20 protein-coding genes and 1 riboswitch are annotated in these 26,586 nt (G+C 64.7%); of the genes, 10 read left to right on the top strand and 10 right to left on the bottom strand.

Features of this window, described 5'->3' with window-relative positions; genetic code table 11:
* Positions 1 to 28: 28 nt before the first annotated feature.
* On the bottom strand, positions 29 to 1,162 hold the full coding sequence (locus EI171_RS18680) for an acyl-CoA dehydrogenase family protein (protein WP_063921632.1): 1,134 nt from the start codon (positions 1,160 to 1,162) through the stop codon (positions 29 to 31).
* Between the two features lie 35 nt (positions 1,163 to 1,197).
* Positions 1,198 to 1,740 (bottom strand): OsmC family protein, encoded by a 543-nt coding sequence (locus EI171_RS18675; RefSeq protein WP_011088482.1) that lies wholly within the window; start codon positions 1,738 to 1,740, stop codon positions 1,198 to 1,200.
* A gap of 247 nt (positions 1,741 to 1,987) precedes the next feature.
* On the opposite strand from EI171_RS18675, the gene EI171_RS18670 reads away from it, so the two are divergent.
* Positions 1,988 to 2,635 (top strand): TetR/AcrR family transcriptional regulator, encoded by a 648-nt coding sequence (locus tag EI171_RS18670; RefSeq protein WP_011088483.1) that lies wholly within the window; start codon positions 1,988 to 1,990, stop codon positions 2,633 to 2,635.
* A gap of 106 nt (positions 2,636 to 2,741) precedes the next feature.
* On the opposite strand, the gene EI171_RS18665 is transcribed toward EI171_RS18670, so the two are convergent.
* Complete coding sequence (locus EI171_RS18665) at positions 2,742 to 4,283, bottom strand: alpha/beta hydrolase (protein ID WP_161534360.1); 1,542 nt, start codon at positions 4,281 to 4,283, stop codon at positions 2,742 to 2,744.
* Positions 4,284 to 4,422: 139 nt separating this feature from the next.
* On the opposite strand from EI171_RS18665, the gene mddA reads away from it, so the two are divergent.
* From mddA to EI171_RS18645, 4 genes are all read left to right on the top strand, one after another.
* Entirely contained in the window at positions 4,423 to 5,202 is a 780-nt protein-coding gene (gene mddA, locus EI171_RS18660; RefSeq protein WP_161534359.1) for a methanethiol S-methyltransferase, read from the top strand.
* On the top strand, positions 5,199 to 6,176 hold the full coding sequence (locus EI171_RS18655) for an NADPH:quinone oxidoreductase family protein (protein WP_161534358.1): 978 nt from the start codon (positions 5,199 to 5,201) through the stop codon (positions 6,174 to 6,176). The genes mddA and EI171_RS18655 overlap by 4 nt, the downstream gene beginning before the upstream one ends.
* A gap of 32 nt (positions 6,177 to 6,208) precedes the next feature.
* On the top strand, positions 6,209 to 6,961 hold the full coding sequence (locus EI171_RS18650) for a PaaI family thioesterase (RefSeq protein ID WP_161534357.1): 753 nt from the start codon (positions 6,209 to 6,211) through the stop codon (positions 6,959 to 6,961).
* Positions 6,962 to 7,292: 331 nt separating this feature from the next.
* Positions 7,293 to 8,213, top strand: a complete 921-nt coding sequence (locus tag EI171_RS18645; protein WP_011088488.1) for a hypothetical protein — start codon at positions 7,293 to 7,295, stop codon at positions 8,211 to 8,213.
* 18 nt (positions 8,214 to 8,231) lie between these two features.
* On the opposite strand, the gene EI171_RS18640 is transcribed toward EI171_RS18645, so the two are convergent.
* Positions 8,232 to 10,742: a patatin-like phospholipase family protein gene (locus tag EI171_RS18640; RefSeq protein WP_202633160.1), complete on the bottom strand. Its 2,511-nt coding sequence runs from the start codon at positions 10,740 to 10,742 to the stop codon at positions 8,232 to 8,234.
* A gap of 161 nt (positions 10,743 to 10,903) precedes the next feature.
* Complete coding sequence (locus tag EI171_RS18635) at positions 10,904 to 12,100, bottom strand: TrmJ/YjtD family RNA methyltransferase (RefSeq protein WP_161534356.1); 1,197 nt, start codon at positions 12,098 to 12,100, stop codon at positions 10,904 to 10,906.
* 337 nt (positions 12,101 to 12,437) lie between these two features.
* Between EI171_RS18635 and EI171_RS18630 the strand changes: the two genes are divergently transcribed.
* Positions 12,438 to 13,652: an NADP-dependent isocitrate dehydrogenase gene (locus EI171_RS18630; RefSeq protein WP_011088491.1), complete on the top strand. Its 1,215-nt coding sequence runs from the start codon at positions 12,438 to 12,440 to the stop codon at positions 13,650 to 13,652.
* Positions 13,653 to 13,749: 97 nt separating this feature from the next.
* Positions 13,750 to 14,250, top strand: coding sequence for a DUF3455 domain-containing protein (locus EI171_RS18625; RefSeq protein ID WP_161534355.1), 501 nt, complete (start codon positions 13,750 to 13,752; stop codon positions 14,248 to 14,250).
* 4 nt (positions 14,251 to 14,254) lie between these two features.
* Here EI171_RS18625 and EI171_RS18620 read toward each other — a convergent pair whose 3' ends face one another.
* Both EI171_RS18620 and alaS read right to left on the bottom strand, forming a co-directional pair.
* Complete coding sequence (locus EI171_RS18620; RefSeq protein ID WP_161534354.1) at positions 14,255 to 15,481, bottom strand: cyclic nucleotide-gated ion channel; 1,227 nt, start codon at positions 15,479 to 15,481, stop codon at positions 14,255 to 14,257.
* Between the two features lie 4 nt (positions 15,482 to 15,485).
* Positions 15,486 to 18,164: an alanine--tRNA ligase gene (alaS, locus tag EI171_RS18615; protein ID WP_161534353.1), complete on the bottom strand. Its 2,679-nt coding sequence runs from the start codon at positions 18,162 to 18,164 to the stop codon at positions 15,486 to 15,488.
* Between the two features lie 220 nt (positions 18,165 to 18,384).
* Positions 18,385 to 18,475: riboswitch (glycine riboswitch) on the top strand.
* Positions 18,476 to 18,620: 145 nt separating this feature from the next.
* Between alaS and gcvT the strand changes: the two genes are divergently transcribed.
* From gcvT to gcvP, 3 genes are all read left to right on the top strand, one after another.
* A complete protein-coding gene (gcvT, locus tag EI171_RS18610) occupies positions 18,621 to 19,766 on the top strand; it encodes a glycine cleavage system aminomethyltransferase GcvT (protein WP_161534352.1) in 1,146 nt (381 codons plus the stop codon).
* Positions 19,767 to 19,777: 11 nt separating this feature from the next.
* Positions 19,778 to 20,146, top strand: a complete 369-nt coding sequence (gene gcvH / locus EI171_RS18605) for a glycine cleavage system protein GcvH (protein WP_011088496.1) — start codon at positions 19,778 to 19,780, stop codon at positions 20,144 to 20,146.
* 162 nt (positions 20,147 to 20,308) lie between these two features.
* Complete coding sequence (gene gcvP / locus EI171_RS18600) at positions 20,309 to 23,173, top strand: aminomethyl-transferring glycine dehydrogenase (RefSeq protein WP_161537034.1); 2,865 nt, start codon at positions 20,309 to 20,311, stop codon at positions 23,171 to 23,173.
* 115 nt (positions 23,174 to 23,288) lie between these two features.
* On the opposite strand, the gene EI171_RS18595 is transcribed toward gcvP, so the two are convergent.
* The 3 genes from EI171_RS18595 to EI171_RS18585 form a co-directional block, all read right to left on the bottom strand.
* Entirely contained in the window at positions 23,289 to 24,284 is a 996-nt protein-coding gene (locus tag EI171_RS18595) for a hypothetical protein (RefSeq protein ID WP_171463784.1), read from the bottom strand.
* A 104-nt stretch (positions 24,285 to 24,388) separates the two neighbouring features.
* Positions 24,389 to 25,477, bottom strand: coding sequence for a recombinase RecA (gene recA, locus EI171_RS18590; protein ID WP_011088499.1), 1,089 nt, complete (start codon positions 25,475 to 25,477; stop codon positions 24,389 to 24,391).
* A gap of 620 nt (positions 25,478 to 26,097) precedes the next feature.
* Positions 26,098 to 26,307 carry a hypothetical protein gene (locus EI171_RS18585; protein WP_011088501.1) on the bottom strand — a complete coding sequence of 70 codons (210 nt, stop codon included), beginning with the start codon at positions 26,305 to 26,307 and terminating at the stop codon, positions 26,098 to 26,100.
* Positions 26,308 to 26,586 lie beyond the last annotated feature (279 nt).

Genomic DNA, 26,586 nt, shown 5'->3' with positions numbered 1-26,586 from the left:
TGGGGGTCTTCGGGTGGACTCGCAAAGATCAGGAATCGGCGAGCATCTTGCGCAACTGCTTGGTGGCAGGTGTGACGATCGCGACGAAATAGGCCTCCCGCAGGCGTCGCTGCGCGCGGTGGCTCTTGAGATAGCCGCGCGCGCCACAATGCAGCATCGCCGCATGCGCCGCCGCGACGCTGGCTTCGCCGGCGCGCAGGCGGAGCGCGATCACCTTGCGCCAATAGGTCTCCTCCTCGTTGTAGGGATCGCGCGCCAGCGCCATGGTCTCGGCCTCGAGCTCGGCGGCGAGGTCGCGGAAGTGCACCGGCTGCTGCGGCAAATAACGGTTGATGTGCCCGAGGGGACTGCCGACCTCGTCCATGATGTTGATGCAATCCCTGATAACGCCGAGCGCCATGCCGGCCTGGAGCAGGATGAAGCCGGCGCGGATCTTCTTGACGAAGGGACCTGCGGGATCGGCGAGGATCAGCTCATCCGGCACGAAGACGTCGCGGAACTGCACGCCATAGGTGCCGGTGCCGTCCATGGCGAGGAACGGCTTGCAGGGCGTGAGCGTGATGGCGGGATCGGAGCAGTCGGCCAGGAACATCACAGTCCCGGGCTCGCCACTTGCGATGCCCTGATCGTCCTCGCACTGGAAGATGGTGCCGAAATAATGATCGGGGCCGAGATTGGAGACCCAGGGCAGCGCGCCGCGCACGATGTAGCCGCCCTCGACCTTCCGCCCTTTCAGCTTGAGCTTCTCGATGCCGAAGAAGCTCTTCATCGGATTGGAGAGCCCGGTGCCGCCGAGCACCCGGCCGGTCGAGAAGGCATCGCCGAAGCGCCTCGCGAGCTTCATATTGGTGGAGTTGGCGGCGTACCAGACCAGCGTGTTCTGGCACCAGGCCATGAACGCCGTCGCGCCGCAGACCTCGCCGATCGCTGCCATCGCCTGGATGGCGCAGCGCAAATCCGCGGGACCTTCGTGCGGCATGTGACTGCCCCACGCGCCGACCGCGCCGAATTCGCGCAACACCTCGGCCGGATAGACCGAGCCGTCGTCGATGCCGGCGGCGAGCGGCGCGAGCTGCTCGCGCGCGATCCGCGCCACCTCGCCTGCAATGGACGGTGCGGGCTGATCCAAAACGTCGACCCGCGATAAAGCCAGTGAACCCATGATCGCCTCCCGCACCTTGTCCTGTTGCCGTCAGCCTAGATGCCGACCTCGAGATTGACCGGGCGGGTGAAGGTGTTGGCGACCGGCGACCATTTCTTCACATGGGCGACCAGCGCGTTGATCTCGTCCTGCGAGATGCCCTCGCACTCCATGTCGACCTTGACGCGCACGTCGGTGAAGCCAACGGGCTTGTCGGAGACATCGCCGGTGCCCCACACGGCCGTGATGTTGAGGTCGCCCTCGAGCTCGAGCTCGAGCTTGTTGACGATCCAGCCGCGATGCACGGCGTTGGCGTGCAGGCCGACCGCAAGGCAGGAGCCGAGCGCGGCGAGCGAGGCTTCCGACGGATTGGGCGCGGTATCGTCACCCAGAAGGCCCGGCGGCTCGTCGACGATGTAGGGCTGCAGATTGCGGATGTAGTTGGCGTGGCGGAATTTTCCTTCCGCGACCGTCTTGCATTTCAAGGTCTTGACGACCTTCGGATTGGCCTTGCCGCTCGCGATCAGTTGCTCGAGGCCATTCTTGTCGATGGGCGCGAGGCAACCCGTCAGCACGGTCTTTTGAACGACGGCAGTCATCAGTTTTCTCCCTGGCAGCCGAGGAAATCGGCAGGATACCGAACGGTCTGTTTCCTTGCATGGAGCGTGCCAGAGGCGGCCAAAAACAAAAGGCGAAGCATTGGAGCCGCTTAGCCGGCGCTGCCTGCGGATTGATCAGCCGCCCCATGCCCAAAGGCGATGCAGATGGGTTGCGCTTTGCGAATCTTTTCAGCGCGGAACAGATGCGGCTTGCTGATGCGGCGTCGCTGCGGGTAAGTTTGGACTCATGGCAAAGACGTCATCGAAGAAGATCTCGCCCCACGCCGGTGCCGGCGAAGACGAATCCGCGCGCGGGCGCCTCTTGAGCGCCGCGACGCATCTGTTCTGCAAGAACGGCATCAACGCCACCGGCATCGACGCGATCATCGAGGAAGCCGGCACGGCCAAGACCACGCTCTATAAATTGTTCGGCTCCAAGACCAACCTCGTCAACGCGGTGCTGGAGAGCGAAGGCAAGCAGTGGCGCGAATGGTTCATCGGCGCCATGGAGCAAGGCGGCGGCGACGCGCAGGCAAAACTCACGCGCATCTTCCCCGCGCTGAAGAGCTGGTTCGCCGAGGAACGCTTCTACGGCTGCCCCTTCATCAACGCCGTCGGCGAGCACGACAAGGACGCAAAACAATTCCGCAACATCGCGCTGAAGCACAAGAAGATCGTGCTCGGCCACATCGAGAAGCTCGCCGGCGAGCTCGGCTCGAGCGAGCCGGCAGTGCTCGCGCACCAGCTCGGCCTCATCATCGACGGCGCGATCGTCGCAGCGATGATCTCGCGCGACCCGGGCGTGGCGGATACGGCCGCGCTCACGGCCGGCCCCCTGCTCGGCCAGTCCAGGACGAAGAAGAAGCGCGCCGCGGATCAGTTAGAGGCGGTGTAAGCTCGCCATGATCCCGTAGGGTGCGCAAGAGGCGCAAAGCGCCGTGCCCACCAGATCTTCTCGGCCTGGTTGATCGAGATGGTGGGCACGCTTCGCTTTGCCCACCCTACAATGTCCGTTTCATAAATCCCCCGATCGCCGCCAGCACCGGCTGCTGATCGCCGGCAAAGAACCAGTGATCGTTGCCGTCGAGCTCGACGAACTCCGCGCCGTTGATCCGGCTCGCGATGTCGCGGCCGGCCGCGATCCGCACCGCCCGGTCGCCCCGCCGGTGCAACACGAGCGTCGGCACGGCGATCTGCGCCAGGAGATGCCGCACGTCGGCGTCGCGAAACGCCTCCAGCACGGCGGAGATGCCGCCGGGACTGGAGGCCGCGCGCAGCAGCCCCGCCCACCAGGCGCGCGCCTGGGCATCACGAGCCAGGCTCGGCGCAAAAGTTTCGATCCCGACCGGACCGCCCCATTGCGCGACGAGCTGCTGGCGCCAGGCGTCATACTGGCTGGCGCGCAGCGCATGCGGATAGTCCTGCGACCAGCAGCCCTTGGCCAGGGCGCCGAACAGGATGAGCCCGGCCACGAGGCGCGGCTCATCGACCGCAAATTTGATGCAGGCCGGCCCGCACTCGGAGGCGCCGAACAGCACGACGCGGCGCGCATTCGTCGCGCGCAGGACCGTGCCGATATCCTCCGCGGTGACGTCGATGCCAGGGGCCGATCCGACCCGGTCGGACAGCCCGATGCCGCGACGATCGAACACGATCAGCCGCCCGAGCTTCATCAACGACGCCAGAAACGTCCGGCTCGCGGGATGCTCCCAGGCGCGCTCCACATGCGACACGAAGCCGGGCATGACCAGGATATCGAGCGGGCCGCTGCCATAGGTCTGATACGCCAGATGCACGCCGGCGCCCTTCACATAGCGTGTCGTCGGAACGGCAAGCGCTGTCGCCGCGGGACTCATCAGCGCTTCGGTCTCGGCTTCCGGCGCAACCCCGAGCTCGTCGCGCAGCCGCTGCGTCAGTGCCGCGTGGTGCCGCTCAGCCGCGCTTCGGTCGCCGGCCAGCAGCAGGCTGCGGATCAGATGGCGGCCATAGACTTCGCTGAGCGGATCGAGCTCGACCAGACGTCCCGCGTGCACTGTGGCGGCAAAATGCTCGCCCGCGGCGTTCTTGTCCTGCACCAGCCGCTCCAGCGCGTTCATGAGCCGCCCCCGCAGCGCCTCCCGGCGAAAGAACGCCCAATCGTCGAATTCGGGACAGTCGTCCAGCGCGAAGCCGGCCAGGAAGTCACTCCGGTAGATCCGGCAGGCCTGCTCAAAGTCGCCGCGGTCGCAGGCGCTCTCGAACAGATGCGTATCGACTTTCAGCGCGATCGCGGGTGACCATCGCACGCTGGCGCGATCAGTCTCGAAAACCGGCTGGCCGAGCGTGTGCTCGATGCGGTGAAGCAGCCGCCGCAATCGCGCACGTCCGGTCTCGCCGGGGCTCTCGGGCCACAGCAGCGTGGCCACGACGTCCCGCGCCACAGCACCCTTGGCCTCCGCGACATAGACCAGCAGCGCAAGACCCTTGCGTAAGGCCAGCTTGATCGGGCGGTCGTCGGCATGGACCTCGGGGAAGCCAAATGTTCCCAGCGAGAAGGCCGTCATGGAAATCCTCCCTCCCCGGCCGGGGGACGCTCAGGGGACGGTCCAGCGATAACAGTCGGGTCAGATCGAGCCCGCTCGCCGGTGAGCGATTGAGGCTCCTGCATGCGGCACTGCCGCCGTCCGCACAATAGGAAAAAACATGTTCGCGCGCCTCGCAATCCTGCTCTACGCCATCGTGAGCTATGCCGTCTTCACGGTCTCATTTCTCTACGCCCTCGGTTTCGTCGGCAATTATGTCGTGGCGAAGTCGATCGACGTCGGCAGCCCCACGAACTTGGGCGAGGCCATCCTCGTCAACCTGCTGCTGATGAGCCTGTTTGCCATCCAGCACAGCGTCATGGCGCGCCCGGCCTTCAAACGATGGTGGGCCAAATTCCTTCCCCCGGCTTGCCAGCGCAGCACCTACGTGCTGCTCTCCAGCCTGATCCTCCTGCTGCTGTTCTGGCAGTGGCGTCCGATCCCGACGCCGGTCTGGCAAACGAGCGGAATAGCGGCCTGGTTGCTGATCGGCGTGCATTGGCTCGGCTGGCTGATCGCGTTTGCCTCGACCCACATGATCGACCATTTCGATCTGTTCGGTCTGCGTCAGGCTTTCGTCGCCTTCCGCGGGACCGAGATATCAGGTCAATCCTTCAGGACGCCGCTGCTCTACAAGATCGTGCGGCATCCGCTCATGCTCGGCTTCCTGCTCGCGTTCTGGGCGACGCCCGCGATGACCGCCGGCCACTTGCTGTTCGCGCTCGCGAACACGGCCTACATCCTGGTCGCGTTGCAGTTCGAGGAGCGGGATCTGATCGCGGAGTTCGGCGCGACCTACCAGGACTATCGCCGCCGCGTTCCCATGCTGGTGCCGCGCCTTTTCGCCCGCCGCCGGACGGACGATCGGAAATCGCCTCGTCCCGTTGGAGCACCCCGATGAAAGCGGTTCTGTGCAGCTCGTTCACCGGCCCTGCGGACTTGCGCCTCAGCGAGATCGACGAGCCGAGGCCTGCCGGCGACGAGATTCTCATCGACGTCCACGCGGCGTCCGTGAGCTTCATGGATCAGTTAATGGTCTCGGGCCTTTACCAGATGCGGCCGCCGACCCCCTTCGTGCCCGGCACGGAAGCATCCGGCATCGTCGTCGCGGTCGGCGACAAGGTCACGGCATTCGCCCCGGGCGATCGGGTGGCGTGCAGCAGCTGGACCGGCGGCTACGCCGAACGGATGACCGCGAAGGAATCGAAGAGCGTGCGCCTGCCCGACGGCGTCGCGTTCGAAGCGGCAGCGACGGTGCTGCACAATTACGGCACGGCCTATTATGCGCTGGTCGAGCGCGCACGGGCGCAAGCCGGCGAGACCGTGTTCATCACCGGCGCTGCCGGCGGCGTTGGACTAGCCGCCGTGGACCTCGGCCGCCATTTCGGCCTGCGCGTCGTCGCCGGTGTCGGCTCCGATGACAAGGCCACCCTGGTGCGCGACTACGGCGCCAGCGAAATCGTCAACTACCGCAGCGAGGACCTGCGCGACCGGATCAAGTCGATCACATCGGGACAAGGCATCGACGTCGGCTTCGACAATGTCGGCGGCGCGGTCTTCGAGCAGATGGCGCGGCTGATGAAATGGGGCGGACGGCTGCTGCCGATCGGATTCACCAGCGGCGAGATTCCACAGGTCCCGATGAACCTGCCGCTCCTGAAAAACTATTCCATCATCGGCGTCTTCGTCGGCGCCTGGGCGGAGAGGTTTTCCGCGGAGGCCGCGCAGATGAACGACACGCTGATGCAATTGCTGGCCGACGGACAGATCCGCCCGCATATCGACCGTGTCCTCCCTTTGGAGGAGGCCGGGGACGGCATGCGCGCCATGGCCAATCGCACGGTTCAGGGACGAATTGTCCTCAAGATCAGATAAACTGTGCCGACGATGAAGAGAGAACAAGACAGATGACCTGGATCATCATCGACAAGCGCTATTGCGGTCCTCCGAACTCCGGCAATGGCGGCTATGTCTGCGGCCGGCTGGCACGGCACATTCCCGGGGCTGCGGAGGTGACGCTGCGCGCACCGCCGCCGCTGGACCGGCCGCTCGATGCGGTCGCGACCGACGACGGCACATGGGAGCTCCGCGATGGCGCCAAGCTCGTCGCGACCGGGCGGCCGACAAATGTCGAACTGGCGCGGCTGGAGAAAGCCAGCTTCGAGGAGGCCCGCGCCGCCGAGCTGCGGACGCCGGTCAAGCCGCACGAGCACCCGTTGCCGACCTGCTTCGTGTGCGGACCCGCCAGGGCGAAGGGTGACGGCCTTCGCATTTTCGCCGGACCGCTCGGGCGTGATGCGCGGAATGCCGTTCTCGCGGCGAGCTGGATACCGGATCCGAATCTGGCCGCCGAGGATGGCCTTGTCGCGAGCGAATTTCTCTGGTCGGCGCTCGATTGTCCCACCGGCTATGCCTGCAACTACAATCAGGAGAGCGACAGCTTCGACCAGGCCCCGCTCCTGCTGGGACGGATGTCGGCGCGGATCGAGGCCCGGCCGCGCCCCGGGAACCGCTGCGTCATCACGGCCTGGCCGACCGGCCGCGACGGCCGCAAGCGCACGGCCGAGGCCGCAGTGCATGATGAAACCGGGAGGTTGCTGGCCGTGGCGCGGGCAACATGGATTGCGGTGGAGCGCGAGGTGCAGCTGGGGTGCGGGTGATGCTCGGCGGGCGACGGCAGAAGCCCCCGCCCCATACCTTTTCAAGTGCAAGAGCGCCGCGGCGATGAGCTGACTTCGGCCAACCAAACGCAATGCGACCAAACCGAACGGCCCGTGGTGGGTGTAAGCGGCTCTTCCAAGGCTGTTCACACCTCAATCGGGCATTTTTAACTACCGCAACCTGTGTTACTCTGCCGGCCGTCCGGGCTTCGGACGGCGGCTTCCGCCGCGCGGTGCGATTGCTTCGAAAATCACTTTGGTGCGCTCGCGGCTGCAGTTTCGAAATGCGCCGCCTGCAAAAAATATAGTGCTTATGCGATAGGAGTGCCTGATGCGTCTTGCCCCAGCCTCTCTGCTCTTTTCGACCAGCCTGTTTGGATTTTTCCTACTGTGCGACAGTTCGGCGCCGGCGAACCCAACCTACGTCTGTCCCATGGCATCCGCCGCGCTTGAAGATGACACGCTGTACGCATTCGACGGTCGAACGATGACCCCGGTCATTTCCGCGAGTGAGTTCGAGGCCCCCCAGCGAAAGTGGACAACTCTCTATTTCGTCGTCAAGACGGCCGGCGATGACCGGGCCGGTGCGATCGTGATAAAGACGGCGAGGCTTGGACCGCAACTGACCTCCGACCGGCCGGACTATGGCCGCGTCTTGTTGCGACGATCCGGCGTCGGCTCGAATTGTGGAAGCCAGCGTTCATATTTGAACAGCGTTTCAACGCTCGCATACGAGGCCTATCACGACCTGGGTTACGATCGCGGCGAGATCCTGGAGCGCCCGGACGGGAGCGACACTGGCCTCACTACCTTGCAACACTTCCATACTGGCTACGACGCAACGGACTATGCTTCTCGTGACCAGAAATGCAGGCGAACGGATGACAAAAAGCGTTACGATGGAAGCTACGAAGCGCGCAGTAACCGCTCACAATTTTCGTTTGTGACAGATATCGTCGACCACGGCATCAGCGGCGCGGCTTCGCAAGCGGCCTCGGGGGGCTTTCGGTGGGTCGCGTCCCTGATTGTTCCTCCAGCTTCTGCCAACAGAGAAAATTTGCGGGAGCGTCGGGTTGAGATCAAGCCCTATCAGACAGTTGCCGGCATCGCTTGCGTACCCTTCCGGATCAGCCCACGAGGCACCGCGCAGGTGATCCGAGTTAACGATCTCGATCGCAGGAAACAGGTTGGGTTCGACTTCGGCAGAGTGAAGGAAATCCGGCTAGGTCCGACAACCGGAGGGGAGCCTTAGAAGCGCCGGCTGCGCGACTCATCGACCAGCGGGCGCGCTCGGAGCCGGAGCAGCAAAAGGCGGGGCCCCCGTCAACCGCCGAACGAAGTCGTCTGCTGTGGCAGCGGCATCCAACCCAAATGCATTTGCCATCATTTCGACGCTGGACCAGCCCAGGTCTCGATATGCCTCGAACTGGGCCGAGTCGAAAAACTGATCGACAGTAGATTGATTCGGGAAATCAGGATATTTGGCCTTGTACCCTTTGGTGGAAAAGCTGAGCTGCTTGATCATTCCCGATTTCAGGTAAACGAATGTTCCGGTCTTCGCTTGGTCCGCAATCCCGGCACGGTGCTCGGCAGGATAATCGATCGAGGCCACGAAGTAGGATTTCTTCGCGAACTTCGCGCCGGCCGGATAGCCCATGTCCCCTGCGGGCGCGATGGTATCTGCCTCTGCCTCGATCTTGATGATGACACCAAAATCTTCGCGCACTCGCTGACATACCGAGGCGAGGGCCGACATTGCCGTTGACGGGTCCTCCTCCGAGTCGAGCACGATCACCACATCGCAGCGCCTCCGGATGAGCTCGTAGGCTCCCAGATTGTCGAAGTGCCCTCCGTCGCTCAGCTCGAGAAAATCGCTGTCGCGCTGATAGCCGGACCGAAACACCCCGTACTTGAGGCCCGGCGAGAAATAGTTCGGCGTTCCCCGAGATGCGCCGGGAGCGCCAATCCAAAGGCCGAGGCGGAGATTGAAGAGCATCATGACGGTCGAGATCAACCGATCACGCGTGATGCCGGTCCCGATAAAACCGGCATTCGCGTTGGCAGCGGCGCCCGAGGCTGCCATGGCAGAGGCGAGCGTCATTGGACCATGCCGCTTGCCGTGGTCCGATGTCGAAAGCCATCCCGTTGTAGAACTCCCGACATAACACGGGCTCAACAGAAAACTGGCTCCGCCGCGAAGCGCAACCGTCTGATCGAGGTCGTTGACCAGAATGACGTTGGTGTTGATCAGTGGATAAGGAAGCGGACTGGTCTGTTTGGGTGGCCATATCGCCGCCAATGGCAACCGGTCCGCATCGCTATAATTTGGCGCATCCGCCGCCTTTTGCTCAATCGTCGGCATGAAGGCTTCCATCAGGCGGTCGCGATAGAAGCGATGCAGACCGAGGTAGTTGACGTTGCTCCACCATCCAAAGGCAACTGAAAACACCAGGAGCGCAGCGAAAAACTCGCGGCAATATTGTGCCTGGTCTGCGGTGAGATGTTGCGGCTGGATTAGAAATCTCGCTCCAGCATAAGCGATCACGAGTATGAGATAGAGAAAGGCACCGGCCGCCAAAGTGGCCGCGACGCGGGTGGCAAGAGAGGGCGCGAGCCGCTGCGCCTGCACGAAGTGACCATAAAGACCGGAAAGAAATCCGCTGGCGACGGTGAAGATTCCGATCAGCGCCTTTCCCCCGGTTGGATAGCTCTTGGTGGAATCCGCGATTGCCTCGAACACAAAGGGAAGAGATCCGAACGTGAGGCACGCGATCAGGGTGGGAAACCACACCGTCGCGGCCAACTCGTATTTGCGCCGCACCGCATAGTTGACGCCGAACTCCAGTATCCCTGAAAGCTGCAGAATGCCGACAATAATCGCGCACGCGCCGAACAGACCGAATCCGGCGGTCGCAATCAACAGCGCCGAAGTGACGGGATCGACAGTAGCCAGATCGAAACGTGCTCCGAAGTGACCGAACGTGAAGTAGGAGACCAGCAGCCCGGCGATGCCGACGGCGGCACAACGCCCGGCCCGGGCGATGCGGTCACCGCGGTTTTCCGTGGTCTCGGGAGGAATGAGGATCGAGATGATCGCAAGGAATATCGTCCCGATCAGCGCAATCGCCAGAAGCAACACAATGGCGAAAATGAAGACACCGGCAAACGCCGAAACGCAGATGCCGATCCATGGCAACGACAGGGTCATGGCTTCCAGTTTTGGGACGGTTAGCTCTCCCATGGTCCCGTACGATTCGTAGAAGGCGTGAAAGCCGGTGGCCACGAGTACGACCAGCATGAACGCGATCGCCAGTGGCAGCCAGAAGAAAACGCTGATCAGAAACGTGCGAAGCAGAACCGCGATTCCCGACCAGATCGAGATGCCGCCGCCTGGCGCGAGAAAGCTGGCGTGCCAGCGCAAATATTTCAGGCTCTCATTTTCACTTGCAAGAGATTGCGTTTGCTCGCTGCCATAGGGAAAGTTTGCGCCCGCGTCGGTGTTGGGATCGTCATGCCATTTCCACTGCACCGCCGATGCGGCATATCCGCCGCCGGACACGCTCGATATGTAGTCGAAATGCTTGAGCAAGCCGCTGTTGGCAAATCTTTGCAATGCACCGAGACAGAACGTCGCCGAGCGAATGCCTCCCCCTGACAGCGCGAGCCCAATCCAGGGGCCGGTTACAGCTCTCTTCCGGCCCACGGCCACAGCAGCGCGTTCATCCTGCAAAACGGCGGCTTCGTGCTGCCGCGCGATCGCTGTGGCCCCCGCCTGCGTCAAGCTCCTTTTTCGAAAAAGCACAGGCGCCCCCACAACCAGCGAATGAGGTGAACAAGCCCGACAATCTTAGCCGCTTGTCCGTGGACGGAAAGACAAAAGCTGGATTTCGGAACAGTTCAGCCCGCTGAGGCATGGGCCGTGGTGGATAAGTCTTGGGTACTTCAGGTCTTGGACATCATGGACTGGAGAACCGTAAGGCCACTCTCCAGATCCCGCTCCACATCCGCCGCCCGGATCTCCAGCACGCGATAGTCGCGCGCCTCGAGCCATGTCCGCCGGCCCGCGCGATCCGCCGCGATCGTCTCGCCCTCGCCGGGGTTCACCAGCTCGATCGCGATCCGGTGCGGGAACGAGACGAAGTCCGGGATGTGGCGGCCGACCGGGGTCTGGCGCTTGAACTGGCCTGCGAAGCGGCGGTCGCGGGTCAGCGACTGCCAGAGCAGGCGCTCGGCGTCGGTCGGGTTGCGGCGGAGCAGGCGGGCGAGCCCGCGCACGGTCGAGCCGCTGTCGGGGACACCGCCGCCCTGGCCGTGCTCGGCCAAGAGCGCGCGCAGGCGCGTTGCCTGCTCGCCGTCGAGCACGCCGCCCTTGGCCGGACCCTTGCGACCCTCAGCAATCGCCATCACCACCCCGTGCAGGGTGTGCATATCCTGCTTGGTCGGCTCCATCCGGCTGAAGATGTTGCGCAGGTTGACCAGCATGGTGTCGCGCTTCTCGGCCGGCCGCAGGAACTCGACCTTGTCGAGCTCGCGGATGAGATTGTCGAAGAAGGCCTGCATCTGGTGCTGCGAGGCGCGCTCGGAGCGCTCCGGCATGGCGTGTGGCAACTCGCCGGATGTCGCCAGCTTGAACCATTCATAGCCGATCAGCAGCACGGCCTGGGCGAGGTTGAGCGAGGCAAAGCCCGGATTGACCGGGAAGGTGATGATGCGGTTGGCGAGGCCGACCTCCTCGTTGGTCAGCCCCCAGCGCTCGCGGCCGAACAGGATACCGGCCTTGCCCCCGGTCGCGACGTGCCCGGAGATCTCGGCCGCTGCGGCTTCCGGACCCACCACCGGCTTGGCCTGGTCATGGGGGCGCGCGGTGGTGGCGAACAGCAGGTCGAGATCGGCGACGGCCTCACCGACCGTGTCGAACAATTCGACCTTTTCCAGAATATAGTCGGCGCCGGCGGCGGCGCGCTGGGCGGCGATGTTGGGCCAGCCGTCGCGGGGGTTGACGATGCGCAAGCGGCTCAGGGCGAAGTTGCCCATGGCGCGCGCGGCCATGCCGATGTTTTCGCCAAGCTGCGGCTCGACCAGGATCACGATCGGACCGTCGAGGGAAAGACCCGCCTTGCTCTTGTCAGTCCCCGACATTTCGTTTCGCTTTCACTCTTCGTCTCAAGGCCTTGGCAAGGCGCTCTCAGGAATTGATTCAAGGCCCACCGCCAGCCGACGCGCCCTGCTGCCTGTCGTTTGCCTGTCCTGACGAAATTCTCAAGGGAAATAACGACTTGGATTCGACTTTTGAATCTCTTCTGAAGCCTCAGGCCGGCCCCCGCCGGCGGGCCGCTCCCCGCCCCCCATCTGGGGAAGCTGGATGAGCTAAAAGTGCATAATCCCTTGGCTTTCGCCCGCCGCGCGGCGGTGCTAAGAGGCGGCGGATATTCCCGTGGCGCGCCAATAGCGCCGTTCCCAAGAGGCTTCCCCGATCATGGCAAAAATCAAGGTATCCAATCCCGTCGTCGAACTCGATGGCGACGAGATGACCCGGATCATCTGGCAGTACATCAAGGACAAGCTGATCACCCCGTTCCTGGATGTCGAGCTGATGTATTTCGACCTGGGGATGGAATACCGCGACCACACCAACGATCAGGTGACCATCGACGCCGCCGAGGCCATCAAGAAGGTCGGCGTCGGCGTCAAGTGCGCCACCATCACCCCTGACGAGGCCCGGGTGAAGGAGTTCAACCTCAAGCAGATGTGGAAGTCGCCGAACGGCACCATCCGCAACATCCTCGGCGGCGTGATCTTCCGCGAGCCGATCATCTGCAAGAACGTGCCGCGCCTGGTTCCCGGCTGGACCAAGCCGATCATCATCGGCCGCCACGCCTATGGCGACCAGTACCGCGCCACCGATTTCAAGTTCCCGGGCAAGGGCACCCTGTCGATGAAGTTCGTCGGCGAGGACGGCACCGTGATCGAGAAGGAAGTGTTCAAGGCCCCCGGCGCCGGCGTCGCCATGGAGATGTACAATCTCGACGACTCCATCATCGACTTCGCCCGCGCCTCGCTGAACTACGGCCTGCTGCGCAACTACCCGGTCTATCTGTCGACCAAGAACACGATTCTCAAGGTCTATGACGGCCGCTTCAAGGACATCTTCCAGGACATCTACGACCGCGAGTTCAAGAAGGAATTCGAGGCCAAGGGCCTGACCTACGAGCACCGCCTGATCGACGACATGGTGGCCTCGGCGCTGAAATGGTCCGGCGGCTATGTCTGGGCCTGCAAGAACTACGACGGCGACGTGCAGTCCGACACGGTCGCGCAGGGCTACGGCTCGCTCGGCCTGATGACCTCGGTGCTGCTCACCCCCGACGGCAAGACCGTGGAAGCGGAAGCCGCCCACGGCACGGTGACCCGCCACTACCGCGAGCACCAGAAGGGCAAGGAGACCTCGACCAACTCGATCGCGTCGATCTTCGCCTGGACCCGTGGCCTCGCCCACCGCGCCAAGCTCGACAACAACGCCGAGCTCGCCAAGTTCGCGAACACCCTCGAGAAGGTCTGCGTCGACACCGTCGAGGCCGGCTACATGACCAAGGACCTCGCGCTGCTGGTCGGCGCCGACCAGCGCTGGCTCTCGACCACCGGCTTCCTCGACAAAGTCGCGGAGAACCTCACCAAGGCGATGGCGGCGTAAGCCGACCGCAATTTCGCCCGACTGGGCCGGACATCATCACGGGCCGCGCCTTTGAGCGCGGCCCGTTTGTTTTTTGAAACCCTTTGCGGAGACCGCCATGTTCAGCAAGCTTGCCGCCCCCACCCTGATGCTCGCGGCCCTGATCGGACCGGCGGGAGCTGCGGAGCCGCTTCCCGAGGCCATCGCCGCACCGGGCGAGACCGTCGTGCTCAGCGTCCACGCCGAGGGCGCGCAGGTCTATGAGTGCAAGGCCGGCGCTGAGGGCAAGCTCGCCTGGGCCTTCCGCGAACCGGTCGCGACGCTGCTGTCCGAAGGCAAGACCGTCGGCCGCCACTATGCCGGGCCGAACTGGGAGCTTGCCGACAGCAGCGCCGTGGTCGGCAAGGCCATCGGCAACGCGCCAGGCGCCACCGCCGCCGATATCCCCTGGCTGAAGCTGGAGGTCGCCTCCCGCCGCGGCAGCGGCGTCCTGACGCCGGTCACCACCGTCCAGCGCATCAACACCCATGGCGGCAAGCTCGACGGTGCCTGCGACAAGGCCGGCGAGTTCAAGAGCGCGCCGTACTCGGCCGACTATGTTTTCCTGAAGAAGGGCTGACCGCTCAGCGGTCGGTGCCCTCACGCTGCGCCTGCGCCAGTTCCGCCGCAGCGAGATCGCCGGTCTCTTCCAGCCGCGCCTTTGCGGTCTTGTGGACGTGGGCGGCGAGCGTCGGCATGCGCTCGATCAGGGCGTGGAAATCCTGGGCGTCGAGCACCAGCAGCCGGGTCTTGCGCGTCGCCGTCACCGTGCCGCTGCGCTTGGTCTTGTGCAGCAGTGCGATCTCGCCGAAGAAGGTGCCGTCGGTGAGCCGCACATTCTGGGTCGGCAGCGCGATCTCGACCTCGCCGGCGGTGATGAAATACATCGACGTGGCGGCATCGCCCCGCCGCACCAGGATCTCGCCCTGCTCGATGGTGCGCGCCCGCAAGAGCCGCATGATGTCGGCGATCTCCGAGGCCGACAAATGCGAGAACAGCGGCACCCGCGCCAGCATGCCCCAGGTGACGACGAAGTCGCGCCGCTTCACCTCTTCCGCGAAGGCGGTGGAGATGATCGCGACCGGCAGCGCGATCATGGCAAAGCCTGAGATGATCGCGAACACCGAGACGAACTTGCCGAGCGCCGTCACCGGCACGACGTCGCCATAGCCGACGGTGCCGAGCGTCACGATCGCCCACCACATCGCCTGCGGGATGGTGCCGAGCTTGTCCGGCTGCACGTCGCGCTCGATGGCGTAGAGCAGCGAGGCGAAGGTCAGGACCACGCCGATCAGGATGACGATGCAGCCGATCAGCGCCCGCCGCTCGGCGTGCACGGCGGCGAGCAGCGAGCGCATTGCCGGCGAATAGCGGATCAGCTTGAAGAACGGCAGCACGCCGAGCGCCGCCAGCGTCGCATGCCGGCCCGTGGCGAGCACGATTGCCGCGGGCAGGAACGCCATGAGGTCGATGATGCCGAGCGCGGAGAAGGCATAAGAGAGCCGGTCGGACAGCGCGGACGCCTTGCGCTGGGTGTGTCCGGCGACCGTCCACAGCCGCGCGGCATATTCCAGCGCGAACACGATCACGGCGAAGACCTTAATCGCCGAGAACAGCGTGCCGAACTGCGCGTCCAGATCCGGCACCGAGGCGAGGACCATCGCGACCACGTCGAGCACGATGACGCCGATGATCAGCTGGATGAAGCGCGACCCGACCGAATAGGCCAGCGGATCGTGCTCCAGCAATTCGTAGAGGCGATCCCTTAAATTGGGGTCGCGAAGCCCACGTCCTCGCGGAACGAGGCCCACGGCCTCACGCGCCCGCCATGGCTTTTTCGATCGCCGCAAGCGCCTCGGGCGCCTTGGCACCGTCGGGGCCACCGGCCTGCGCCATGTCGGGGCGGCCGCCGCCGCCCTTGCCGCCGAGCGCTTCGGAGGCGACACGCACGAGGTTCACGGCGTTGAAGCGCGCGGTGAGATCGGCGGTGACACCGACCACGATGCCGGCCTTGCCGTCCCCGGTGACGCCGACGATGGCGACCACGCCGGAGCCGATCTGCTTCTTGCCGTCGTCGGCGAGGCTCTTGAGATCCTTCATCTCGATGCCCTCGACCGCACGCGCCATCAGCTTGACGTCGCCGACCTCGCGCACGCCGGAGGCTGCGCCATTGCTGGCGGCAGCACCGCCGCCCATCGCGAGCTTCTTGCGGGCGTCGGAGAGCTCGCGCTCGAGCTTCTTGCGCTCCTCCATCAGCGCGGTGATGCGCGCCGGCACGTCGTCGATCGAGGTGCGCAGCTCGTTCGCCGCGGTCTTCGCCAGCGCCATGGTGTCGTTGGCGTGCTTGCGCGCGTAGTTGCCCGTCAGCGCCTCGATGCGGCGCACGCCCGAGGCGACCGCGCTCTCGCCGGTCAGCGTGATCAGGCCGATATCGCCGGTGCGCCGCACATGCGTGCCGCCGCAGAGCTCGACCGACCAGCCGAGCGCGTTGGCGCCGCGCTCGCGCGCGGTCCTGCCCATCGAGACGACGCGGACCTCGTCGCCGTATTTCTCGCCGAACAGCGCGCGCGCCCCGGCCTCACGAGCTTCATCGACGCCCATGACGCGGGTCGTGACCTCGTCGTTCTCCAGCACCACGTCGTTGGCGATGTCCTCGACGCGGGCAAGCTCCTCCGCCGTGATCGGCTTCGGATGCACGAAGTCGAAGCGCAGCCGGTCGGGCGCGACCATCGAACCGCGCTGGGCGATGTGGTCGCCGAGCACCTGGCGCAGCGCCTCGTGGATGAGATGCGTCGCCGAGTGATGGGCGCGGATCGAGGAGCGGCGCGAATGATCGACCTCGAGCTGGAGCGCGGTGCCGAGCTTCAGCTCGCCGCTCTCGACCGTGCCGACGTGGACGAAGAGATCGCCGAGCTTCTTCTGCGTGTCGGTGACGCGGAACTTGACGCCGCCTTCGCCTAGCAGCACGCCGGTGTCGCCGACCTGGCCGCCGGACTCCGCGTAGAACGGTGTCTGGTTCAGCACCAGTGCGCCGGTCTCGCCGGCCTTGAGGCTGGCGGCTTCCTGGCCGTCCTTCACCAGCGCGGAGACCACGCCTTCGGCGCTCTCGGTCTCGTAGCCGAGGAATTCGGTGGCGCCGAGCTTCTCGCGCAGCGGGAACCAGATCGCTTCGGAAGCCGCCTCGCCCGAGCCCTTCCAGGACTCGCGCGCCTTGGCTTTCTGGCGCTCCATCGCATCGGTGAAGGCGGACTGGTCCACGCCGATGCCGCGCGACTTCAGCGCGTCCTGCGTCAGGTCGAGCGGGAAGCCGTAGGTGTCGTAGAGCGTGAAGGCGACGTCGCCGTCGAACATGTCGCCCTTCTTCAACGAAGCGCTCTTCTCGTCGAGGATGGCGAGGCCGCGCGTCAGCGTCTTGCGGAAACGGGTCTCTTCCAGCCGCAGCGTTTCCTCGATCAGCTTCTCCGCGCGCATCAGCTCCGGATAGGCCTGGCCCATCTCGCGGACCAGCGCCCAGACCAGCCGATGCATCAGCGGCTCTTTCGCACCCAGCAGCTGCGCATGGCGCATCGCGCGGCGCATGATCCGGCGCAGCACGTAGCCGCGGCCTTCATTGGAGGGCAGCACGCCGTCGGAGACGAGGAAGGCCGAGGAGCGTAAGTGGTCGGCGATGACGCGGAACGAGGCCACGGTCTGCTCGTTCGGCCCGCTGCCGAGCGCGGAGGCCGTCGCGTCGATCAAGTGACGGAACAGGTCGGTCTCGAACACGCTGTCGACGCCCTGCATGATGCAGGCCATGCGCTCGAGGCCCATGCCGGTGTCGATCGAGGGACGCGGCAGATCCACGCGCTCCTCCTTCGTCACCTGCTCGTACTGCATGAACACGAGATTCCAGAATTCGAGGAAGCGGTCGCCGTCCTCTTCCGGCGAGCCCGGAGGTCCGCCCCAGATGTGCTCGCCGCGATCGATGAAGATCTCCGAGCACGGGCCGCACGGCCCGGTGTCGCCCATCGCCCAGAAATTGTCCGAGGTCGGGATGCGGATGATGCGGTCGTCGGAGAAGCCCGCGATCTTCTTCCACAGCCCATGCGCCTCGTCGTCGGTGTGGTAGACGGTGACGAGCAGCTTGTCCTTGTTGAGCCCAAAGTCCTTCGTGATCAGCTTCCAGGCGAGCTCGATCGCGCGCTCCTTGAAATAGTCGCCGAACGAGAAGTTGCCGAGCATCTCGAAGAAGGTGAGATGGCGCGCGGTGTAGCCGACATTGTCGAGGTCGTTGTGCTTGCCGCCGGCGCGCACGCATTTCTGCGAGGTGGTGGCGCGCTGATAGGGCCGCTTCTCGACGCCGGTGAAGACGTTCTTGAACTGCACCATGCCGGCATTGGTGAACATCAACGTCGGGTCGTTGCGCGGCACCAATGGCGAGGACGGCACGATCTCGTGGCCGTTCTCGGCAAAGAAGTTCAGAAAGGTCGACCTGATCTCGTTGACGCCGCTCATGTTCATCCAATCGGGTGTGTTCGGACCCGCGACCGCCGTCCAAACCGGAAATTAAGGCTGATATCTGCGGGCCAAAGCGCTTTTAGACAAGGCCAGCTTCGCTGTCCAGAAACTGTGCAGAGAGATCAGAGGGTTGCCGCAGGCGCTCAATCCCGTTGAAAGACGCCAGGTGCGCGTTGACAGGCTTGGCTGGCCTGTGGTCTGTACCCATCTGTATCGTACGGCCACGTCGGGAGAGACCGGCTTTAGGCAGCCGGCGCCGAAGGAGCAACCGCCCCGGAAACTCTCAGGCAAAAGGACCGCGTGGCTTTGACAGCATCTGGAAAGAGGCGCCGACGAGCTTGAGGCTCGGACAGCGTCCGCCGACGGGATAATACTCTCAGGCACAGCGACAGATGGGGCTTCGACTGGTTGGCTCGGGGAATCGTCCCCGGGGAACCGCCGAGGGCCCCTGTGATGCTAGCTCACGACCAAGACTCCCTGAAACGTACGCCCCTCTACGACCTTCATGTGTCCCTCGGGGGCAAGATGGTGCCGTTCGCGGGCTATGACATGCCCGTGCAGTACCCCGCTGGTGTGCTGAAGGAACACCTCCATACCCGCAGCCAGGCCGGCCTGTTCGACGTCTCCCACATGGGCCAGCTCCGCTTGCTGCCGAAATCCGGCAAGGTCGAGGACGCCGCCCGCGCGCTGGAACGGCTGGTGCCGCAGGATATCGTCGCGATTGCGCCGGGGCGGCAGCGCTACGCCCAGTTCACCAATGCCGATGGCGGCATTCTCGACGACCTGATGGTCGCCAATTTCGGCGACCACCTGTTCCTGGTCGTCAACGCCGCCTGCAAGGCAGAGGACGAGGCGCATCTGCGCGCGCATCTCTCGGACGACTGCGTCATTGATTCGCTCGCCGACCGCGCCCTGATCGCGCTGCAGGGTCCGAAGGCGGAAGCGGTGCTGGCGAAATTCTGTGCAGAGGCGCCGTCCATGAAGTTCATGGACGCCGGTCCGCATGAGGTCGCCGGCATCAAGTGCTTCGTCTCGCGCTCCGGCTACACCGGCGAGGACGGGTTCGAGATTTCGGTTCCCGCCGCGGACGCCGAGCGTCTGGCCAAAACGCTGCTGGAAAACCCCGACGTGATGCCGATCGGCCTCGGCGCCCGCGACAGCCTGCGGCTGGAAGGCGGGCTCTGCCTCTACGGCCACGACATCGACACCGCCACCACGCCGGTCGAGGCCGCGCTGGAATGGTCGGTGCAGAAGAGCCGCCGCAGCGGCGGCGCGCGCGCGGGTGGTTTCCCCGGCGCCGAGAAGATTCTCGCTCATTTCGACCAGGGTGCGGCCCGCCGCCGCGTCGGCCTGCGCGCGCAAGGCCGCGCGCCGGTGCGCGAGGGCGCGCTGCTGTTTGCTGATAGCGCATCCGCCGAGCCGATCGGACAAGTCACATCGGGCGGCTTCGGCCCGAGCCTGAACGTGCCGGTCGCGATGGGTTACGTGCCCACCGCATCGAGCGCGCTCGGCACGAGCCTGTTCGCCGAGGTGCGCGGCCAGCGGCTGCCAATGACGGTCGCCGCCATGCCCTTCGTGAAAAACACCTACAAACGCTGAGGACTTCAGAAATGACCACGACGCTGTACACCTCCGACCATGAATGGCTCGCCATCGAGGGCGATGTCGCCACCGTCGGGATCACCGACTACGCGCAGTCGCAGCTCGGCGACGTCGTGTTCATCGAGCTGCCCAAGCTCGGCCGCGCGCTGAAGAAGGCGGAAGCCGCCGCCGTGGTGGAGTCCGTGAAGGCCGCCTCCGACGTCTACGCGCCTGTGACGGGCGAGGTGCTCGAGACCAACGATGCGCTCGCCGCCGAGCCGGCGCTGGTGAACTCGGATGCGCAAGGCAAGGCCTGGTTCTTCAAGATCAAGATTGCCGACAAGAGCGAACTCGGCGGCCTCATGGATGAAGCCGCCTACAAGGCCCACACGGCGTGAGATGAAGCGAACTCTGACCTCACATTCGGTGTCATCGTCCGCGACGGCGGACGATCCAGTACGCCGCGGCTTCTCGGTTCTAGCCGTGATGGCTGCGTTTACTGGATGCCCCGCCTTCGCGGGGCATGACGGCGACAGCGAAATCTAAAGCGAGGACCCATGATGACCGCGCACCGCAAATCCAACGGCGACACCACCAATTTCGCTCGCCGCCACATCGGCCCGTCGGCGCGCGACGTCGCCGCGATGCTGGAGACCGTCGGCGCCAAGAGCGTCGACGCGCTGATGGCGGAGACGCTGCCGGCCTCGATCCGACAGGCCGCCCCGCTCGATCTCGGCAAGCCGCTCAGCGAGACCGAGGCGATCGCGCATATGGGCGAGCTCGCTGCCCAAAACCAGGTCTTCACCTCGCTGATCGGCCAAGGCTATTCCGGCACGATCCTGCCTGCGGTGATCCAGCGCAACATCCTGGAGAATCCGGCCTGGTACACGGCCTACACGCCCTACCAGCCCGAGATCAGCCAGGGCCGGCTGGAGGCGCTGTTCAACTTCCAGACCATGATCTGCGACCTCACCGGGCTCGACGTCGCCAACGCCTCGCTGCTCGACGAGGCCACCGCGGCCGCCGAGGCGATGGCGCTGGCGGAGCGGCACTCGCGGGTCGAAGCAAAGGCCTTCTTCGTCGACAAGGACGTGCATCCGCAGACGCTGGCGGTGATGCGCACCCGCGCCGAGCCGCTGGGTTGGAATTTGATCGTCGGCGATCCCCTCACCGATCTCGACAAGGCCGACGTGCTCGGCGCGCTGCTGCAATATCCGGGCTCATCGGGCGCGTTGCGCGACCTCAGGCCCGCGATCGCGGCGTTGAAGGCCAAGGGCGCACTTGCGATCGTTGCCGCCGACCTGCTGGCCCTGACACTGCTCGCCTCGCCCGGCGAGCTCGGCGCCGACATCGCCATCGGTTCGGCGCAGCGCTTCGGCGTGCCGATGGGCTATGGCGGACCGCACGCGGCCTACATGGCGGTGCGCGATGCGCTGAAGCGCTCGCTGCCCGGCCGCATCGTCGGCCTCTCCGTGGATTCGCGCGGGATGCCGGCCTACCGCCTCGCGCTGCAGACCCGCGAGCAGCACATCCGCCGCGAGAAGGCGACCTCCAACATCTGCACCGCGCAGGTGCTGCTCGCCGTGATCGCCGCGATGTATGCGGTCTATCACGGCCCCGAGGGGCTTTCGCAGATCGCACGCCAGGTGCATCGCCGCGCCGCCGTGCTCGCCGCGGGCCTGCGCAAGCTCGGCTTTGCGCCGCAGTCTGACAGCTTCTTCGACACGGTCAGCGTCGATGCCGGTGCTGGGCGCGCCGGGATCGTCGCGCGCGCCGCTGGCGAGAAGATCAATCTCGGCGTCGGTGACGCTGCCCTGCGCATCGCGCTCGACGAGACCACGACGCCTGCGACGGTCGAAGCGGTCTGGCGCGCTTTCGGCGGCCAGCTTTCCTATGCCGAGTTGGATGCGACCACGCGCGAGGCGCTGCCGGAGGCGCTGAAGCGCACGACCGCGTTCCTCACCCACCCGGTGTTCCACGCGCATCGCTCGGAGACCGAGATGCTGCGCTACATGCGCAAGCTCTCGGACCGCGACCTCGCGCTCGACCGCGCCATGATCCCGCTCGGCTCCTGCACGATGAAGCTGAACGCGACCACCGAGATGATGCCGCTGACCTGGCCGGAATTCGGCAGCCTGCACCCGTTCGCCCCGCGCGAGCAGGCCAAGGGCTATCACGCGCTGTTCGCGCGGCTGGAGAAGTGGCTGTGCGACATCACCGGCTATGACGCGATCTCGCTGCAGCCGAATTCCGGCGCGCAAGGCGAATATGCCGGGCTGCTCGCGATCCGCGGCTATCATGCTGCGCGCGGCGAGGCGCATCGCAAGATCTGCCTGATCCCCTCCTCCGCCCACGGCACCAACCCGGCCTCGGCCGCGATGGTCGGCATGGACGTGGTGGTGGTTGCCTGCGAGAAGAACGGCGACGTCGACGTCAACGATCTCCGCGCCAAGGCCGACAAGCACGCGAATGACCTCGCCGCGGTCATGATCACCTATCCCTCGACCCACGGCGTGTTCGAGGAGCATATCCGCGAGATCTGCGACATCGTCCACGGCCATGGCGGCCAGGTCTATCTGGACGGCGCCAACCTCAACGCGCAGGTCGGCCTGTCCCGGCCCGGCGATTACGGCGCCGACGTCAGCCACCTCAATCTGCACAAGACCTTCTGCATCCCGCATGGCGGCGGCGGCCCGGGCATGGGCCCGATCGGCGTGAAGGCGCATCTCGCCCCGTTCCTGCCGGGCCATCCGGCGACGCGAGGCGACGCACCGGTCGGGCCGGTCTCGGCCGCGCCGTTCGGCTCGGCCTCGATCCTGACCATCTCCTACATCTACATCCTGATGATGGGCGGCGAAGGCCTGAAGCGCGCCACCGAGATCGCGATCCTCAACGCCAACTACATCGCCGCACGGCTCGATGCGCATTTCCCGGTGCTCTACAAGAACGCGAAGGGCCGCGTCGCGCATGAGTGCATCGTCGATCCGCGTGCGCTGAAGACGACCAGCGGCGTCACCGTTGACGACATCGCCAAACGGCTGATCGATTACGGCTTCCACGCGCCGACCATGAGCTTCCCGGTGCCGGGCACGCTGATGATCGAGCCGACCGAATCGGAATCGAAGGCGGAGCTGGACCGCTTCTGCGACGCCATGATCGCGATCCGGAAGGAGATCGCCGAGGTCGAGGCCGGCCGCTTCAAGATCGAGGCCTCGCCCTTGCGCCACGCCCCGCACACCGTGCACGACATCGCCGACGATGCGTGGGCCCGCGCCTATAGCCGTGCCGAGGGCTGCTTCCCCGACGGCGTCTCGCGCACCGACAAATACTGGAGCCCGGTCGGACGCGTCGACAACGTCTATGGCGACCGCAACCTGGTGTGCTCGTGCCCGCCGGTGAGCGACTACGCGGAAGCGGCGGAGTAAGGGATTCGTAGCTTCGTGGGATGGGTAGAGCGCAGCGAAACCCATCACTACGTTCTCCTTCCGGCGATAGGAAAGCGATGGGTTTCGCTGCCCTCTACCCATCCTGCAACCTAGCTCAAGGCGCCACGAGCGAACGGCTTTGCGCATCCCAGCGCCAGAGCCGCTCGTTGGTCAGGAGCGTGCCGCCCCACCAGCGCCGGATCGGATTGTGGCTGCGGAAATCTTCCCGGCCTGCAAGCACCGCCTTGCCGAACTCCGTCAGCAGCGGCCGGCTCCGCCGATAGGCGGCGTTGCGACCTCGCGCATCGTGCGGGGCGAGGGTTGCGAGTTTCGAATCGAGACCCGCGACCGCCGGCATCGGACCGGACGCGAGCCCTTCGAGCAAAGGGCCGAGCTCCCACTGGTCGAACACGCGCGTTTCGAGCAGCCCGCCCGGCTGAAACAGCTCCTTGGTACGGTTGTGTCCCCTCGCAATCAATTCGAGAAGCCGCGCTTCCGTCGCACCCAGTCCGGTGATTGGTGACGGCAGTTCTGCCAGCAATTCTTCCATCGCCGGCTTCAGGAAGGGTAGCCTGGGGAAATCCCTGCCGAGCAATCCGGAACAGAACTCCGGCGTTGGCGCCCGGTAGGCCTCCCAAGCCATGCGGGCGACCTCGAAGTCGCGCTCCGTCACATCGAGCGCCCGCACGGTACGCTCGCGAAGCCCCGCGACGTCTGCTCCGAGCAAATCGAAATCGACCAGTCGCAATTTCAGGCGCTCGGCCATGTAGGGTTCGGCGCGGAGATAATCGAGGATCCAGACCAACTGCAATTGATTGTTCGGGCTGGGATCAAACCACAGCTCGATGAGCTCGACGCCATAGGTCTCGCAGAACCAAACCAGCGGGAGCTCCTTGTGCGCGAGACCAGTGTCGGGAGACCGGGCAACAAGATCGGACCAACGCACCTCCGGATCGCCTCTGAAAGAGCCTCCCGTGAGATAGGTCTGGAGGTGATGCGACGTCGGCAGCGGCCCCGACACGAACCGAAAGATGAGCGGAACAACCATGTCGGCGCGGTCCGCGTAGGTGAGACCGACGCCGGACGAACTGGTCAGGATCATACGCTTCATCGTCGATGCGCCCGCCCCCACGCAAAACGAAACGGGCCCCGAAGACGTCGGCAACTCAACGTCCTCAGTGCCCGCTCCTCGCGAAAAACTCTCCGCGTTAAGACTTACTCGTCCGCCGGCTCCTCGCCGTCGGCGTCGCGCTCAGGGGTGCCGGCCAGAATCTGCTCGGCGATCAGGCCGGAGTTCTGGCGGATCGCGGTCTCGATCTTGGCGGTGATGTCGGGGTTGGCCTTCAGGAACGCTTTCGAGTTCTCGCGGCCCTGGCCGAGGCGCTGGCTGTCATAGGAGAACCAGGCGCCGGACTTTTCGACGATGCCGGCCTTGACGCCGAGATCGAGGATCTCGCCCATCTTGGAAACGCCCTCGCCGTACATGATGTCGAACTCGACCTGCTTGAAGGGCGGCGCCAGCTTGTTCTTCACCACCTTGACGCGCGTGGTGTTGCCGACCACTTCGTCGCGCTCCTTGATCGCGCCGATGCGGCGGATGTCGAGGCGGACGGAGGCGTAGAACTTCAGCGCGTTGCCGCCGGTGGTGGTCTCCGGTGAGCCATACATCACACCGATCTTCATGCGGATCTGGTTGATGAAGATCACCATGGTGTGGGACTTGTTGATGGAGGCCGTCAGCTTGCGCAGCGCCTGGCTCATCAACCGCGCTTGAAGTCCCGGCAGCGCATCGCCCATCTCGCCCTCGAGCTCGGCCTTCGGCACCAGCGCCGCGACCGAATCGACCACCAGAACGTCCACCGCACCCGAGCGCACCAGCGTGTCGCAGATTTCCAGCGCCTGCTCGCCGGTGTCCGGCTGCGAAATCAGCAGCTCGTCGATGTTGACGCCCAGCTTGCGCGCATAGACCGGGTCGAGCGCGTGCTCGGCGTCGATGAAGGCACAGATGCCGCCCTTCTTCTGCGCTTCCGCCACCGTGTGCAGCGCCAGCGTGGTCTTGCCCGAGGATTCCGGCCCGTAGATTTCCACGACGCGCCCCTTCGGCAGGCCGCCGATGCCGAGCGCAATGTCGAGCCCGAGGGAACCGGAGGACACCGCCTCGACGTCCATCGACCGATCGTTCTTGCCGAGCTTCATCACCGAGCCCTTGCCGAACTGGCGCTCGATCTGGGAGAGCGCGGCGGCCAGAGCTTTACTCTTGTCCATGGAAGATCCTTCGACGATACGCAGGGCAGTTGCGGACATTGGGTCGTGCTCCTTATGGCGAGGATTCGCTAGGGGGACAAACGATTGGCGAGGCGGGCCGGCGATAAAAGCAATGTACCCCATTTGTTCCTGGTTCGCAATATGTTCTTTTGCGGATTTCGGTACTGTCCGTATTTAACCCCCAGTGTCCTAAGCTGAATTCGGAAATGTCCTAATTTGTTCTTGATCGGACACAACCTGTTCATGCGCGTATTGGATTAACTCGTTATGGGTGTAGCGTATAAGGGCCGGGGCGTTCCGCCAGAAGAACACCCTGACCACCAGAAGAACACCCTGAAACGTTCACTTTGGAACAGAAGGCAGGCTGACTGCATATTAAGCTCGCAAGAACTCAAACCCTGCGGTTAGGACCCGTAAAGACCAAGACGAGGTTGTGTCATGAGGCAGCGCCGTCGTTTCACGCAAACCGTCCCTCTTGAGGAGCGACTTTCCGAAGAAGCGAAACGTCTCCGCGAACGGGCCAAAGCCCTCCCCCATGGTCCTCAACGAGAGGACCTCCTGCGCAAAGCCCGCCAAGCCGAGATCGGCTCGCACATGAGCGAGTGGCTCACATCGCCGGGGCTTCAACCGCCAAAGCCAGCGTAGGCGCAAGGCACGCCTCAGGTATCGAGTTGCCCGGCATAGATCCGGATTCGTCCCGGCGTGGTCATTCGCAGCCTGCCCTGAAGAAAGACCATGTAGCCTAGCGCGATCAATCGGGCGCGATGTTTGGCAGGGATCGCAGGCGCAGCGCTATTTGCAGCCGCATGACCGACCGCGAGCAAAGAGGCGAACTCTTCATGGGTGAGCTTTTTCGCTTTTGCGGTCATGACCTCAGCATGAACCGCTTCGGCGATCCTGCATGTTCGGTTTTGCTCAGATCCCTGGAAATAAATAAATAAAGGCCGCCTCAGTTGGCGGCCAGTAGTCCTGTTTGTCGGCGGCTCCTTCGCTGATTCCCAGTGTTCCAGGCTGAATGACGTTGGGGTCCTTCTGGAGTTCGATCGGCATTAAACCGAATTGGGTCCTGATACCCCTCCGCGGGTGTCCTGCTCCGGCACAATGAACCTTGGCATAGGGTGTGCAGACGAAGGATTACCGGGGTTTTG

It is taken from the genome of Bradyrhizobium sp. LCT2 (assembly GCF_009931255.1).
Lineage (GTDB): Bacteria > Pseudomonadota > Alphaproteobacteria > Rhizobiales > Xanthobacteraceae > Bradyrhizobium > Bradyrhizobium diazoefficiens.
Note: the sequence above shows the minus strand (reverse complement) of the source record. Positions and strands in the feature narration are given on the sequence as shown.